The following is a 14,099-nucleotide window of genomic DNA, read 5'->3' on the forward strand; positions in this document are numbered from 1 at the left end:
GTCCAAACGCTGTTAAAATCAAAGCGATTCAACATCCCACCCATCATACCCACTCGCCCCTTCCAGCGCCCTAGACCCTCGCCCAGAGGGCGTGCTGCTACGGGTGGCAAGAGCGACACACTCCAGATATTAACCCTGAGGTTGCCAACTCTCACTTCGAAATCAAGCGCGCGGTGCGACGGTGCCTTGCGAGTGGATCAACACCAAACTCTCCCATCCCCTGCCCCCGTCGACCCCAAGCCCAGAGGGCGTGATGTTGCGGAGCAAACCCATTAGGCAGAGTCGTGTCACCATGCTTCGATTTCTCGGTGCCAGAACGGCACGGGTTAACATGCAGAACAGCCTAGAGGTTTGCCGTTCTCGCCGAGAAATCATGCATGGTCGCGACGGCGCCTTGGGTGAGCGGAGCAACATCACGCCCTCGCGCTCTAACCCCTCATCACGCCCTCGCGCACCCACCACTTATCTCCCCCTCGCGCACCTTGGCATAACCACCATAACCCAGCCCTCATGAACCTCAACCACTGCCTTCTCTCCCAGAAAAACATTACTCACACCCCGCGGACAGTCCTGACGAAGAATGCCCTTCTGAAGCGGATAATACAGCCCCTCTGTCGTGACAACCGACTCCTCTGACATAGAAATCAACGAGATTTCCTGGCCGGATGCCCCCCTTATCTCTTCCCGCCCCCGAACAATCCACAATTCATGCTCAGGGTCAATTACGCGTATCCGATACCCTTTCTTGGCATAGGCGAGCATAAGCCCTACATTACCGAAGAAATGATCAATTCGTTTTCCAGTGGCCCCATATAGCCAAATATCCTTTTCACCAAGCAAACGAGCCTTTTCCTCAGCCCTCAAAAGTGCCAATTCAAGATCCGTTTCATCCTTTTCACAGGGATAACGTTCAATAACACATCCCATATCTTTAAACCGATCTAAGTTTTCAGGTAAAATCGAATCCAAGTCTCCGATTATCAGATCAGGCATACGCAAAGACAGGGCAGCATAGTTTGCTCCCCCATCCGCACAAATCAAAAAATCGACCTCTTTAAGAACCTGTTTTCCCCATTCTAAATCCCAAACGCCATTTGCTAAGACAGCAATCTTTATATCAATCACCGACCTTACTTTACGCTCGCAGCTTGACGAATATTTTTGACCGCTTGTTGCGGATCAGGTTGAGCAAATACAGCAGCACCGGCCACTAAAATATGAGCCCCCGCTTTAGCAACTACGGAAGCCGTTTCTAGATTAATTCCGCCATCCACTTCAATTAGACAAGCGGATTTGGTTTGAAGAAGATGATGATGAAGAACCTGGATTTTCGGGATAACGTTAGGGATAAATTTTTGCCCGCCAAACCCAGGATTTACCGTCATCAAGAGAACCATGTCCAAATCCTCCAAAATATACTTTAACCCATCAAGCGGAGTCGCTGGATTGAGTGCAATTCCAGCCGTCATTCCATGTTCTTTGATCTGTTGAATTACACGGTGAACATGAGGAGTCGTCTCTAAATGAAAGGTGACATGATCGGCACCCGCGGCTGCAAAATCTGCAATGAACTTCTCCGGCTCATCAACCATCAGGTGAACATCAAAACGCATACGCGAGTGATCTCTTATGGATTTAACCAAGGCAGGCCCAAAGGTGAGGTTGGGAACAAAGTGCCCATCCATGATATCGATATGTAAAACCTCTGCACCAGCCTCCTCAACCAGTTTCACCTGATCTCCCAGGCGGGAAAAATCCGCGGATAATATAGAAGGGGCCATCTGTATCACATTAATACTTCCTCTCTGCTTCAATCACTTCTTTTAAAAATATTAGATAGTGCTCGTAACGTTCAGGAGAAATCTCCCCTGTTTCCAGAGCAGCTTTAATCGCACAATTAGGTTCTTTATCGTGCAGGCAACTGTTAAAACGGCATAGACGCCGACGAATAGCAAACTCAGGGAAACAATCCGTTAATTCTGCGCGCTTCATTTCCGGTAAAAAGAGGGAGGAAAAGCCCGGTGTGTCCGCTACCAGCCCCCCGGCACACACCATTAATTCTACATGGCGTGTGGTATGGCGGCCACGCTTTGACTTAAGACTTATTTGCCCTGTTTTTAGCTTCTTACCAGGAGATAAGGCATTAAAAAGACTAGACTTCCCAGCTCCGGAAGGTCCTGCAAGCACACTTATCTTATTCGTCAGACGAACAGCGATTTGATCAATCCCCTGACCCGTCTCACTGGAAACCTCAAACACGTCATATCCGATTTTTCGATAGACATCCGTAATAGCATGACCCTCTGAGCCGTCGTTTAAAGCGTCTTCTTTATACTTGTCTAATTTGGTGAAAACTAAGATAGGCTCAATGCCTGCATCCGTCACTTGAATTAACAAACGATCCAAGAGATTTAGATCGGGCTTAGGAGAAGTCATGGCGAAAACCAGAATTGCTTGATCCACATTAGCAATAGCAGGCCGTGTTAATACATTTCGCCGCGGCTCTACATATTCAATAGTCGCCTTATTCTCCTCTTCTTCCTCTTCCGGCAGAATGTTCACCCGATCACCCGGTAAAAACTCTTGATCTTTAACGCGAAAGCGACCGCGCAGGGAACATTCCCATACTCGGTCCTCCGCATAGACATAATAAAATCCTCCATATCCTTTGAGTAAGAATCCATTGATCATTTTTATTCCTCACTAATCATCGTTTGGGAATTATTACATGGAATTATTGTTCTTTGAGTCTGCCCTTTTGCACGCCAGCCAAAAACTGAGCTATCATCACATTATTACTGCTGGCCTGTGCTTCTAATCCTTGGGCAAAAGGACCGGGTCCCCGCGAAACAACCATCGTCACCTCTGAGCCCTGCTGAACACTTTCTCCCGGGCTAGGGATTGTGCTTATCACCACATCTTCTGGAGAGGTATACGAAACCTCGGTCTCAATCTTCAGAACCAGCTTATTTTGATCAACGAGGATCGTCTTCGCCTCTGAAGATAACTTCCCTATCACACTGGGCATATTGATCGTCGACCATTGTGGTCCAGTACTTACTGTTAAAGTAATATTTCCATCTTTTGGCCAAGAAGACTTTGGCATTGGATCTTGACCAATAACAGCATCTTTAGCTGCATCATCAGGCATAGGCACCAAGGTTATCTCTCCGGTAAATCCAGCATTCTTGATTAGATTTATGGCATTCTCCTTCGACATCTGTCCAATTATTACATTTGGAAATTCTACCAACTCGATCCCTTTGCTTACCACAACTTTAACTGTTCGCCCGACTTTCACCGAGTTATCTGCTTTAGGATCTTGTCTGATAATGAGATCCTTATCAACTTCGTCACTAAACTCCTGAGTTACCTCTGGATCAAGACTTAGTTCAGCATCCTTTAAAAAATCCTCTGCAACAGGCACCGTTTTACCCGTTAAATCTGGGACCTTTGTTGATCCTACTGACATATAGTTCCAAATTCCTCCGACCAGTAAGGCGAGGAAAAGTACAAGCCCTCCAACAATCAAGATCCTGCGCCTCTTATTTACAGACTTAATCGGGACAGCGTCTATGACTTCAATCGGGTTCAGAGCCTTAACCATTCCTTTGTGAGTCTGAGTTGCCTCCGGATCACTTGCTTGGGAAAGGCCAAACCACGCAATTGGTTCACCAGCTTGAATATGGTTCAAATCCTCAAGCAACTCTTTAGCGGACACATATCTTTGTTCTGGCGACTTTGCAATTGCTCGCATAATGACCCCTTCTAATTCTTTGGCAATCCGAGGATTAAGCTTACTCGGCGGAACAGGCTCTTGCTGTAAATGTTTTAGGGCAATAGCAATTGGAGTTTCACCATCATACGGAACTTTACCCGTGAGTAACTCATACAGAACGATCCCCAAGGAATAGATGTCTGATTGCTCATTACTTTGTATCCCCTTGGCTTGCTCGGGGGACAAATAATGAACTGAACCGACAATGTCTCCAGTATGAGTCACGGTCGCTGAAGATACAGCCCGCGCAATGCCGAAATCTGTAACCTTAGCGTGCCCGTCTGCAGTAACTAATATATTGTGAGGTTTAATATCCCTATGAATAATATGGTTCTCGTGGGCATTTCGGATAGCTCCTGTGATTTGTCGGGCCAGATTAATGGACTGTTCTGTGGAAAGCGGGGCGTACTCACGAATAATTTCCTTGAGATTGCGACCTTCCACATATTCCATAACGATGTATTCTGTATCTCCATCTTTGCCTACATCATAAATTGATACGATGTTGGGGTGAGACAAGCTAGCTGCGGACTGAGCTTCCCTCCGAAAACGACGAATAAAGTCTTCATCTGTGACAAACTGCTCCCGGAGCACTTTTATGGTCACGACACGGTTAAGTAAAAGATCCTTAGCCTTGTAAACAATTGCCATACCTCCAGCACCAATTCTGTCCAGAACCTCATATCGTCCCCCGAAGATTTTACTCACTTTTTGTCACCTACTTTCTGGTTCAGTGCTTCTTGAATAATCTGTCGTGCAATCGGGGCAGCATTCCCGCCTCCGGTTCCACCATTTTCTACGATTACGGCAACTGCAATCTGCGGTTCTTCTGCAGGTGCAAAGGCAATATACCAAGCATGCGTCAGAACATTTCCTCCGGGCTCTGCAGAACCCGTTTTACCCGCGACCTGAACATTGGGCAAAGCCCCTGGCGCAGCCGTCCCTTCCGTTACTGCGGTGACCATGGCGCTGGTAATCTTATCTGCTTCCTCTTTGGAAAGTGCGGTTAGCCAAGGCTGAGGCTTCTGTTGAAACAGGATATCTTGAGAATGGTCAAGAACTCTTTCTACCAAATGAGGAGTCATAATAACTCCATGGTTAGCAATTCCTGCTGTCATTAATGCCATATGAAAGGGGGATACTAGAACCTCCCCTTGTCCAAATGTACTGGCAGCCAGCAGGTTTGTATTCAACGACGAAGGATTTTTAGCCTCCTGCGTAATTGAACTCCTTGGTAAACTCAGTTCAAAAGGAATTTTTTGCCCAAATCCGAAGCCTTTAACAACCGAAAGAAAAGTTTGATCTCCCGCCTGAACCCCAAACGTCGCAAAATACGTATTGCAGGATTCGGCCAAAGCCATATTATAATTAACCCAGCCATGCGCTTTATCGTTTTGTTCTCGAATGACTTGTCCGTTAATAATGGTTGATCCCTGACACTGATACAAATCCGTCGTATTTATTCCACTTCGAAATAAGGCTGCCGAGGTGACTACCTTCATAGTTGAGCCTGGCGGAAAGAGGGAAAAATAACGGTGCTCCAGCGGCCTTTGCTTCTCACCCAAAGGCCTTTTTTCTTCCTGACTAATGATCTCATTCCAATGTTGATCAAGGTTTGTGGGATTAAAACTGGGTTGGCTAACCATGGCAAGCACTTCTCCTGTTCGAGGATCCAGAGCCACTGCTGCCCCCATTTTCCCTTTAAGTGCATCATAAGCTATACTCTGTAAACGTGAATCCAAGGTAAGCACCACATCGTCTCCTTGACGCGGCAGGGCAAAGAGTTGCTGAACTGCTTGGGTGGGCGTAGCATTCTTGATTCCTAACAACCAATCTGCCAAGTTTGCTTCCAGACCGGAAGCCCCCAGTTTCACAGTAGAATAACCCAAGGCAGGTTCAAACATTTCCCCTTTCGGATAAACTCGAACCTTTTTCCCGTTGAGAATTTGAGTTTGAGCTATTATTTCGCCGTTACGATCAAAAATTCCTCCCCGAGTCACTCGGCTTTCCATTAGAATCAACCTGCGATTTGCGGGATTTTGAAGCAGCGTATCCGCCCGAACAACCTGCCAATAGACCAAACCAAGACTAAGAATGAAAAAACTAAAGGCCATGCCTAATGCTACTTGACGTACCCCTCGCATTATGTTGCATACTCCCTTCCCCGATTCTTGGTGCTGTGGGAACTTACCGCGGTGGCGTTAGAAATATTCAATAAAACCCCCAGTAGGATAAAATGAACAATAAGGGAACTGCCGCCATAACTCACCCAAGGAAGAGGAATTCCTGTCAAGGGCAACAGCTTTGTGACCCCAGCGAGAATAATCAAAGTTTCGGTACCAAGGAGAATTCCAATCCCTGCGGCCAAGATTTGCCCAAAGCGATCCTTAGCCCTGATACTTATCGCAAAAGCTCTCATAACAACAATCAAGAAGAGTACCAATACAGCCATAGCGCCGGCAAATCCCAATTCTTCAGCAATAACAGAAAAGATAAAATCACTTATGGCCACTGGCACGGTCGATGCCCCAATGCCATTGCCCAACCCCGTGCCCAGAATTTTCCCACCCCCAATTGCAAAAAGCGATTGGGCAATTTGATATCCCATCCCGGTAGGATCTTGCCACGGATTCAACCACACAGATACTCTAACCCGAACATGTCTAAAGAGCATATATCCGACAGTTCCGGTTAACAAAAAAACCGGCATTGATATCCCTAAATATAAAGTCCGCTCTGTAACAACATAAAGCATAAGTACAAAAAGCATATAAAACACCAAGGCTGTTCCTAAGCTTTTTTGTGCGGCCAAAATGCCCAGTACAAAAGCCACCATAATCATAAACGGTCTCAATGTCCGCCAATCGGGCAAGGAGAATCTTCCCCATTGTACCGTCCCAACTCGCAACAATTCTTCATTTTCTTCCAAATAAGTTGCCATAAATAAGAGCAAGGCCAACTTAACAAACTCCTCAGGTTGGAGTCCGATTCCCCCGATCCTAAATGAGCTTGTTGCTCCGCCTTCCTCAGAACCAAACAAAAGAGTAACCAGCAACAACCCTACCGCTAAGAGTCCCCATATGTATCGAAACCTGCCAAAATAACGATAATCTCTGATCGACCACAAAACCGCATAGAACAACAACTGCCCAATATTCGCCCACCAAAACTGGTGCAAGGCCACATCAGGATTAATTCTCACCACAAATACAAGTCCTAACGCCATAATGGCCTGGACTACAGGCAGAATATAGGGGTCTCCTTGATAATTGAAGAGATGTTCCATTAAGCTTCCCAGAAGGACAATGACCGTAAAAATTAATGCTTGCCAAAGCAGCCTGCTCATTTCCGCGTCCAATTTCAGCAGGCCAAGTCCTATCCACATCATCCCTAAAATTAAAATACGCAAGGTTAAACGCTGAATCATACGCTTACTCCCAAATACAGCACAATGCTGTGAAATTATCCGGGGCTCCCCGTTCCAGGGTAAGCTGTCTTAATTTCTCCAACCGTTCTTCCCAAGGGCTTGGTTCGAGGAATTCTGCTGTAAGTTCCTGATCGCTAATCATATTGGAGAAACCATCGGTACATAAGAGGAAAACATCCTCAGCTTGCAAAACAATGCTCCTGCAATCCACTTCAATTGCAGGGTCTGCTCCAATTGCGCGCATCAAAACATTCCGTTGAGGGTGTCTTTTCGCGTCGTCCAGCGAGATCTGTCCCAATCTCACAAGTTCACCGACTAGAGAATGGTCCATAGTCAAAGGTGTTAACGTCTCATTGCGCCAAAGATAAGCTCGACTGTCTCCAACATGAGCGATAACGACTTTATCGTTGCGAATCAGCAGCACCGTTAATGTTGTCCCCATACCAGCATTTTCCGGGTCTGTTGTTGAGGATTCATGCACAACTTTATTGGCTTGAACAAAGGCTTCTGTTAACCCGTTTTCCAAGGCTTGGTCTTCAAGCCCGGCAAGACGGGGAACCCACATCTCTAATTCGTGCAAAGCCACAGAAGACGCCACTTCCCCAGCTCGATGTCCGCCCATCCCATCGGCCACGGCATAAAGCCCTTCATCTGATAACACTAAAAAAGAATCCTCATTGTTTTTACGAATACACCCTTTTTCACTAAAGCTTAGAACTCTCATTTTGCCACCTCGAGTATTGGAAGGTAATGCTTCCAATTTTCACATAATCTCCAGCTACCATTTGAACTGGAGAATGAATTTGCTCTCCATTAACCCATGTTCCATTTGTACTTCCTAAGTCTTCCAAAACAGTTTGTCCTTTTTGCAACCGAAAAACAGCATGATCAATGGATGCAAAATGATCGGGCAAAACAATATCATTGTGCTTGCCGCGTCCCAAACGAAGCCCTTTCCCATCCACTTTAAAAACACGTCCTCTGGAGAGCGTTTCTCCTCCAGTAAGAACCTCTAAACGTCCGTATTCATTCATCGAACGTTGAAAAACTCCCTTCAGTTGGAGATCCGCTAAAAGGGCTGTAAAAATACGGAATATAAAAAGATAGATAAGGGCAACAAACGCAAGTCGTCCTATGACTAACACAAATTGCATACAATCCTCCCAATCGAATAGAGGTTGAGAACCCTACAAATTCTCCAATATCATCACGGCAGAGGGGATCTTTGTATGACCAGTACACTTTGTCCAATAGATATTCGATCTCCTGGGGCAGTTGTATGATGAGTAATTCTCTGTCCGTTAACATAGGTTCCATTTGTGCTTCCTAAATCATCAAGCCACCAGCCGTTCTCTCCCCCCGGAGCAATTTTCAGATGTCTTCGGGAAACTTCAGGGTCAAGCAGTACTAAGTTGCACTGTCCATGACGCCCAATGATCACTTCTTCATCCCGCAAGGAAAACCTCCGGCCGATATCCGGTCCTTCTATGATTTCGAGAAAGTAATCTAAATTCCTTCCGATCACACCCTCGACTGGTAAGTTTGTCTTGACACCTTCTCTGAAAATAGTTGTACTTTCCCGCCAATTCGATTGGTTAAGTCGAACTTCGTTGGCAAGCTCAATATCTTTTTCTTCATCTCCCCAGTCTACGACAATAGAATCGTCAAAATCTACTTCGATAATCATTTGCCGAGGATTAACAGTCTCATCTGAATGCAATTCAATTGCTGGTTTGGTCAAAAATGTATACCCATTCCGCTCGGCTTCTGCGAATAGATATTTAGATAACTCAATGAGAAACGCATCTCCAAAACTCGCTATTGGCCCCCAATCACTGGAATGGAGATAAACCCGATAAATATTGGGCACGTATACTTGAGAGATGCTAACCTGCTTATTTCTAAGCATAGACTTCACAAGTTCTTTGGCTATTTCCACCGGTTGAAGGCGGGACGCACTTTTCTTAAAAGCTTCTGTAAAAAGAAATTCGGCCATCCCTTCAAATCGGGCCAATAGGCTCATTTTAACTCACCCTCCCACTGTCGGCGAAGTTGCCCGCAAGCTGCATCAATATCTGTTCCCCGTTCTTCACGTGAAGAAACAGAAATTCCAGCATCCACTAAGACCTGGGCAAACTTCTTCATTTTCTCCTGATCGGGACGCTCCATCCCTGTTCCGGCCACCGGATTGACTGGAATCAGATTGACATGTCCCAACTGTCCCTTTAATAACCGGGCAAGGGCTTCAGCCTCTTCCCGCCTCGCATTCTCAGCGGTCAAGGCAACTTCAAAGGTGATCCGCCGATGCGTAATATGAGTATACTCCTGGCACGCTCTCATCAGCTGGTTAAGAGGATATCGGCGATTCATAGGAACCAAACTGTTTCTTATCTCATCCCTTGCTGCATGAAGGGATATCGCTAGGCCCACTTGGGGATTATCCTCAGCCAACTGGATAATTTTAGGAACGACTCCAGATGTTGAAATGGTCATCCTCCTCATACCAATATTTAACCCTTGAGCGTCATTTAAAAGTTGGATCGATTTAAGAACCGAATCATAATTAAGTAAGGGCTCCCCCATACCCATAAAAACTATGTTGGTCACTTGAAAATCCGGATCTTCCTGCCGGACATAATAAGTAATATCTAATACTTGGCCTACAATTTCAGCAACGCTTAAGTTTCTCCGGAATCCTTCTAATCCCGTGGCACAAAACGCGCACCCCACTGGGCATCCAACTTGAGTAGACACACAAACAGTATGCCTGTCGCGCGATTTCGTCCGCGCATAATCCATCAGCACACACTCGATCGTCTCTCCATCTTCAAGACAAAACAAGTACTTCCGAGTGCCATCGTTTGAGCGTTGCTCACGCACCTTTTTTAAGGCATAGAGATGCAAGCGGGTGCTTAAGGTTTGTCGGTCACTTTTACCGATGTTTTTCATATCATCCCAGGACCGCACTGCTTTCTGTTGCGCCCATTGGAACAATTGGATCGCCCGAAATCGTTTTAAACCTATCGTCTGACAGATCTCGATCAGTTCGTCTTCAGAACAACCGCGCAACTCAACATTTTCCATAATAGTTATTATTCACCCAATTCATTCCAGTTAAACTTCCCTGTAAAGAAAACTTGGCTAAAGTAAGCTATACTCTCTGCACAGAACGCCGAAATTTTGCTAAAAAGAATCCGTCCATCCCATGCCGATGGGGCAAAATTTGCAACATCCCTTTATTAGCTTGTTTAATATCTCGCGAATCCTCGAGCGTGTAGGGTAAAGCATCCACTAGGTCAACCGGTTCAAACTCGGGATGTACCGAACGAAACTTCTTGACCAGTTCGAAGTTCTCTTCTGGTTCCGTCGTACAAGTCGAGTAAACCAGAATCCCTCCTTCTTTAACACAAGATGCAGCCCTCTCTAAGATAGCGAATTGTAAAGAAGGCAATTCCATAAGCCCTTGTTCTTCTTTCTGCCAACGCAGATCAGCCCTGCGCCGAAGAACTCCCAAACCAGAGCAGGGAACGTCAACTAACACTCGATCTTGCGACCCCAGCCTTATTCCGGGTAAATCTCGGGCATCTCCCAGCTGAGGATGAATAATCGTAACACCTAATTTTTGGGCCAACTGCTCAATGAGTTCAAGTTTATGATCATGGATATCAAAGGCTAAGATTTCACCTTCATTTTGCATCAACTGAGCAAGATGCGTGGATTTTCCGCCCGGAGCACTGCAGGCATCTAATACAAATTGCCCCGGTTTTGGATCTAGCACATGAGCTACAAGTTGTGAACTTTCATCTTGAACCGTAAAAAGCCCCTCTTGAAAGCTTCCAAGTTGACCTAATGCACCAAAATCTTGAATCTTCAAACTTTCAGGCACCCGTTGCCCTAATTCTACCGTGATTCCTTCTTCAGAAAGACGTTCCCTTAGACCTTCTCTTGAGATCTTTAAGGTGTTTGTTCGAATCCATGTTTGGGCTGGCTCATTATTAGCTTTGCACAAGGCTTCCGTTTCCTCAATACCCCAGCGTTTTAACCAACGTTGAATCATCCATTCGGGGTGTGAATAACGTACGGAAAGATAGCGAACTGGTTCGCGTTTTGAATCAGGCCAGGGAATATCCCATCCCTTTTCCATAACCTTTCGCAAGACGACATTCACCAACCCCGTAAATTTGGGGAATTCTTTAGCTAATTCCACACTTTCATTGATCGCTGCCGCCGGAGGCACTTTATCAACATAAAGCACTTGAAAAGCGCCAATCCGCAAAATTGCCCGAACCTCATGAGGAAGTGAGGACATGGGTTTGCTCAAATGCCTTCTCAACGCATAATCTAAGGTCAAACGGTTTTTAAGTGTACCGTTTACCAACAGGGTTACAAATTGTCGATCTCTAGAATCCGTCAACCTGGGAATATTTTTCTGTAAGAGAAGATTAGCATAGGCACCTTCTACTTCGACACGTGTCAGCATATGAACTGCCATTCCTCGGGCTGTCTCTTTAATCATCACTTCTACCTCGAGCTATCAGCATAAAACGTACTAATTGTAAGATTGCAGCCAACGCAGCAGCCACATAGGTTAAAGCCGCTGCATTTAATACAGAACGTGCACCGCGAACCTCATCACTCCCTATCATGCGGCCCTCCTGAAGCAGGGATAAAGCTCTGCTACTGGCATTATATTCTACAGGAAGAGTAATTACCTGAAAGAGTACCGCAAAGGCAAAAGCAAAAATACCCAGTTCAAGCAGCCAGCCATAGGCCGGCATAAAAAGACCCACCATAATTAAAATCGGACCCGCTCCGCTGCCAATGTTGGCGACAGGTACAAAGGATGATCTGAGTTGCATTGGAAAATAACCGGCCGCATGCTGCAACGCATGTCCCGTTTCATGAGCCGCTACTGCTATCGATGACAGTGAACTGCCCTGATAGACATCCTCGCTAAGCCTAATTATCCTGGTACGGGGATCATAATGATCGGAAAGCCGTCCTCCAATCGGTTCTACACGCACATCGTAAAGACCATTACTATTTAAGATCCCCCGAGCCACTTGGGCTCCCGTAAGCCCCGACTGTGCACGGACTTTAGAGTAACGTTTATATGATGAGGAAATTTTAAATTGTGCATACAAGGAGAGTAATATCGCAGGAATTAAAAGAACCATAGTGGAATCAAAATACATAAGCTAACCTCCTTTTCACAACTTGACTTAGCTCTTATACGCTTTATAAAAAAAATGCCGTTTTTATAAGTGGGCTGGGTTCACATAAGCTTCAGGAGTAGCAAAGTCCTCCTTCGACGCGAAGTGTCCAAATCTTTCAGATAAATTGTTCTCCAACCTGCCCGTGGCGACCATTAAAGAAGTCCCGGGCAGGCATAGAGCGTTTCCCTGCGGGTTGGACCTCTAACAAGCGAAGGATTCCCTCCCCAGTTTGCACAAGTAACCCATCCCCAAGCACTTGAATAATTTGACCCGGGTCAGCTGACGCCGTGTTAGGTGCCTCTGATCCCATTTCTATTGTTGTCGCACTGTCTTGCGGCAAAAAGGGTATGCTTCGCCAAATTTTAAGGTTTTCTCCTCTAAAGGTAGCAAATGCGCCCGGCCATGGGTTTAGCCCACGAATCTGATCATGTAAATCAGTTGCTTTGCGTGACCAATCTAAGCGTTCATGTTCACGTTTCAGAAGCGGGGCATAATTTGATTCTCCCGTTTGAGGAGTTGGAATTAAGCTCCCCTTTTCCAACTGATTTAAAGTATCTATCAAGAGTTCTGCACCCAATGTTGCCAACTTATCATGAATCTCGCCTGTGGTTGATTCATTAGAGATCATTATTTCCTGTTTTAAAAGCATATCCCCTGTATCAAGGCCTTCATCCATCTGCATTGTGGTCACTCCGGTAATGGTTTCCCCCTTGATAATTGCCCAATGAATTGGCGCAGCTCCACGATAGGCTGGGAGCAATGAAGCGTGTACATTAATACACCCTCTTACGGGCAATTGCAATATCTCCTTTGAGAGAATCTGCCCGTATGCGACAACAATAATACTCTCCGGGGCTAAGTCCTTTAGCTGTCGGATCCACTCCTCCGTTTTTATGGTTTCAGGTTGAAAAACTGGCAAACCTAATTCTTCAGCTACAACTTTCACAGGGCTGGGTTTTAGCTTTTTCCCTCTGCCGGCTGGGCGATCAGGTTGAGTAAAGACCCCCACAATATTTTGCCCGCTATCCGCCAAGGCTCGTAAAGTAGGTACAGCAAAATCAGGGGTACCCATAAAAACTACACGCATACTCAATCCCCCCACTTGTGGTTCGATATTCGCAGTTCGTACTTCAACATAATCTATTGTCGGTGCATTTATACTATGCTCTTATTCGAATCGCGAATATCGAATATCTAATTATTGATTTTTAGCTTCGATAAGTTTTCTTAGCAACATCGACAAAGAGAACTCCTTCAAGATGATCAATTTCATGTTGCAAGGCGCGGGCTAATAAACGGTCTGCCTTAATATCCAGCATTTTCCCTTCACGATTTAAACCCTGAACACGAACCTTCGCTGCCCTCACGACATCTCCTGTCATATTAGGAATACTAAGGCACCCTTCCTCAGCAGAGTTCGCTCCCTCTTTTTCCAAGATAACAGGATTAATGAGCTCTAGCAGCACATTATCAACTTCGACAATGATTACACGCTTGGAGACTCCAATTTGCGGAGCAGCCAGCCCTACACCCTCGGCAGCATGTAATGTATCGATCATGTTGTCAAGGAGTTTTATTATTGATGAATTAACCTCTTTAACCTCTTTAGCCTTTTCACGCAGTACATCTGCACCAATTTCTACAATTTGATAAACAGCCATTCTTAAATACTCCTTTC

At 45.6% G+C, this 14,099-nt stretch carries 14 protein-coding genes; all 14 read right to left on the minus strand.

The window, feature by feature from the left end:
• Positions 1-462: 462 nt before the first annotated feature.
• Positions 463-1,116, minus strand: coding sequence for a thiamine diphosphokinase (locus BUB11_RS04600; RefSeq protein WP_073028850.1), 654 nt, complete (start codon positions 1,114-1,116; stop codon positions 463-465).
• 14 nt (positions 1,117-1,130) lie between these two features.
• Positions 1,131-1,790 carry a ribulose-phosphate 3-epimerase gene (gene rpe, locus BUB11_RS04605; protein ID WP_073028267.1) on the minus strand — a complete coding sequence of 220 codons (660 nt, stop codon included), beginning with the start codon at positions 1,788-1,790 and terminating at the stop codon, positions 1,131-1,133.
• Between the two features lies 1 nt (position 1,791).
• A complete protein-coding gene (gene rsgA / locus BUB11_RS04610; protein ID WP_073028268.1) occupies positions 1,792-2,691 on the minus strand; it encodes a ribosome small subunit-dependent GTPase A in 900 nt (299 codons plus the stop codon).
• A gap of 43 nt (positions 2,692-2,734) precedes the next feature.
• On the minus strand, positions 2,735-4,486 hold the full coding sequence (gene pknB, locus BUB11_RS04615) for a Stk1 family PASTA domain-containing Ser/Thr kinase (RefSeq protein WP_073028269.1): 1,752 nt from the start codon (positions 4,484-4,486) through the stop codon (positions 2,735-2,737).
• A complete protein-coding gene (locus BUB11_RS04620; RefSeq protein WP_073028270.1) occupies positions 4,483-5,922 on the minus strand; it encodes a peptidoglycan D,D-transpeptidase FtsI family protein in 1,440 nt (479 codons plus the stop codon). Before BUB11_RS04620 ends, pknB begins: the two co-directional genes overlap by 4 nt.
• The gene (locus tag BUB11_RS04625; RefSeq protein ID WP_073028271.1) at positions 5,922-7,205 is read right to left on the minus strand and encodes an FtsW/RodA/SpoVE family cell cycle protein; all 1,284 of its coding nucleotides are present in this window, start codon (positions 7,203-7,205) and stop codon (positions 5,922-5,924) included. The genes BUB11_RS04620 and BUB11_RS04625 overlap by 1 nt, the downstream gene beginning before the upstream one ends.
• 4 nt (positions 7,206-7,209) lie before the next feature.
• Complete coding sequence (locus BUB11_RS04630; RefSeq protein ID WP_073028272.1) at positions 7,210-7,929, minus strand: Stp1/IreP family PP2C-type Ser/Thr phosphatase; 720 nt, start codon at positions 7,927-7,929, stop codon at positions 7,210-7,212.
• Positions 7,910-8,359, minus strand: coding sequence for an FHA domain-containing protein (locus BUB11_RS04635; protein WP_073028273.1), 450 nt, complete (start codon positions 8,357-8,359; stop codon positions 7,910-7,912). Before BUB11_RS04635 ends, BUB11_RS04630 begins: the two co-directional genes overlap by 20 nt.
• A 53-nt stretch (positions 8,360-8,412) precedes the next feature.
• Entirely contained in the window at positions 8,413-9,228 is an 816-nt protein-coding gene (locus BUB11_RS04640) for an FHA domain-containing protein (protein ID WP_073028274.1), read from the minus strand.
• Positions 9,225-10,298 (minus strand): dual-specificity RNA methyltransferase RlmN, encoded by a 1,074-nt coding sequence (gene rlmN / locus BUB11_RS04645; protein ID WP_143187547.1) that lies wholly within the window; start codon positions 10,296-10,298, stop codon positions 9,225-9,227. The genes BUB11_RS04640 and rlmN overlap by 4 nt, the downstream gene beginning before the upstream one ends.
• A gap of 58 nt (positions 10,299-10,356) precedes the next feature.
• Positions 10,357-11,721, minus strand: coding sequence for a 16S rRNA (cytosine(967)-C(5))-methyltransferase RsmB (rsmB, locus tag BUB11_RS04650; RefSeq protein WP_073028276.1), 1,365 nt, complete (start codon positions 11,719-11,721; stop codon positions 10,357-10,359).
• Complete coding sequence (locus BUB11_RS04655; RefSeq protein ID WP_073028277.1) at positions 11,714-12,400, minus strand: zinc metallopeptidase; 687 nt, start codon at positions 12,398-12,400, stop codon at positions 11,714-11,716. Before BUB11_RS04655 ends, rsmB begins: the two co-directional genes overlap by 8 nt.
• Positions 12,401-12,536: 136 nt before the next feature.
• Positions 12,537-13,508: a methionyl-tRNA formyltransferase gene (gene fmt / locus BUB11_RS04660; protein ID WP_073028278.1), complete on the minus strand. Its 972-nt coding sequence runs from the start codon at positions 13,506-13,508 to the stop codon at positions 12,537-12,539.
• 121 nt (positions 13,509-13,629) lie between these two features.
• Positions 13,630-14,082 carry a peptide deformylase gene (gene def / locus BUB11_RS04665; RefSeq protein WP_073028279.1) on the minus strand — a complete coding sequence of 151 codons (453 nt, stop codon included), beginning with the start codon at positions 14,080-14,082 and terminating at the stop codon, positions 13,630-13,632.
• Positions 14,083-14,099: the final 17 nt, after the last annotated feature.

Source organism: Desulfosporosinus lacus DSM 15449, assembly GCF_900129935.1.
GTDB classification, from domain to species: Bacteria; Bacillota; Desulfitobacteriia; order Desulfitobacteriales; family Desulfitobacteriaceae; genus Desulfosporosinus; species Desulfosporosinus lacus.

Bases quoted from the DNA above. Each gene is read 5' to 3' on its own strand.
- rsgA (WP_073028268.1), bottom strand. From the start codon at position 2,691: ATGATCAATGGATTCTTACTCAAAGGATATGGAGGATTTTATTATGTC.
- BUB11_RS04620 (WP_073028270.1), bottom strand. From the start codon at position 5,922: ATGCGAGGGGTACGTCAAGTAGCATTAGGCATGGCCTTTAGTTTTTTC.
- BUB11_RS04625 (WP_073028271.1), bottom strand. From the start codon at position 7,205: ATGATTCAGCGTTTAACCTTGCGTATTTTAATTTTAGGGATGATGTGG.
- BUB11_RS04630 (WP_073028272.1), bottom strand. From the start codon at position 7,929: ATGAGAGTTCTAAGCTTTAGTGAAAAAGGGTGTATTCGTAAAAACAAT.
- BUB11_RS04635 (WP_073028273.1), bottom strand. From the start codon at position 8,359: ATGCAATTTGTGTTAGTCATAGGACGACTTGCGTTTGTTGCCCTTATC.
- BUB11_RS04640 (WP_073028274.1), bottom strand. From the start codon at position 9,228: ATGAGCCTATTGGCCCGATTTGAAGGGATGGCCGAATTTCTTTTTACA.
- rsmB (WP_073028276.1), bottom strand. From the start codon at position 11,721: ATGATTAAAGAGACAGCCCGAGGAATGGCAGTTCATATGCTGACACGT.
- BUB11_RS04655 (WP_073028277.1), bottom strand. From the start codon at position 12,400: ATGTATTTTGATTCCACTATGGTTCTTTTAATTCCTGCGATATTACTC.
- fmt (WP_073028278.1), bottom strand. From the start codon at position 13,508: ATGCGTGTAGTTTTTATGGGTACCCCTGATTTTGCTGTACCTACTTTA.
- def (WP_073028279.1), bottom strand. From the start codon at position 14,082: ATGGCTGTTTATCAAATTGTAGAAATTGGTGCAGATGTACTGCGTGAA.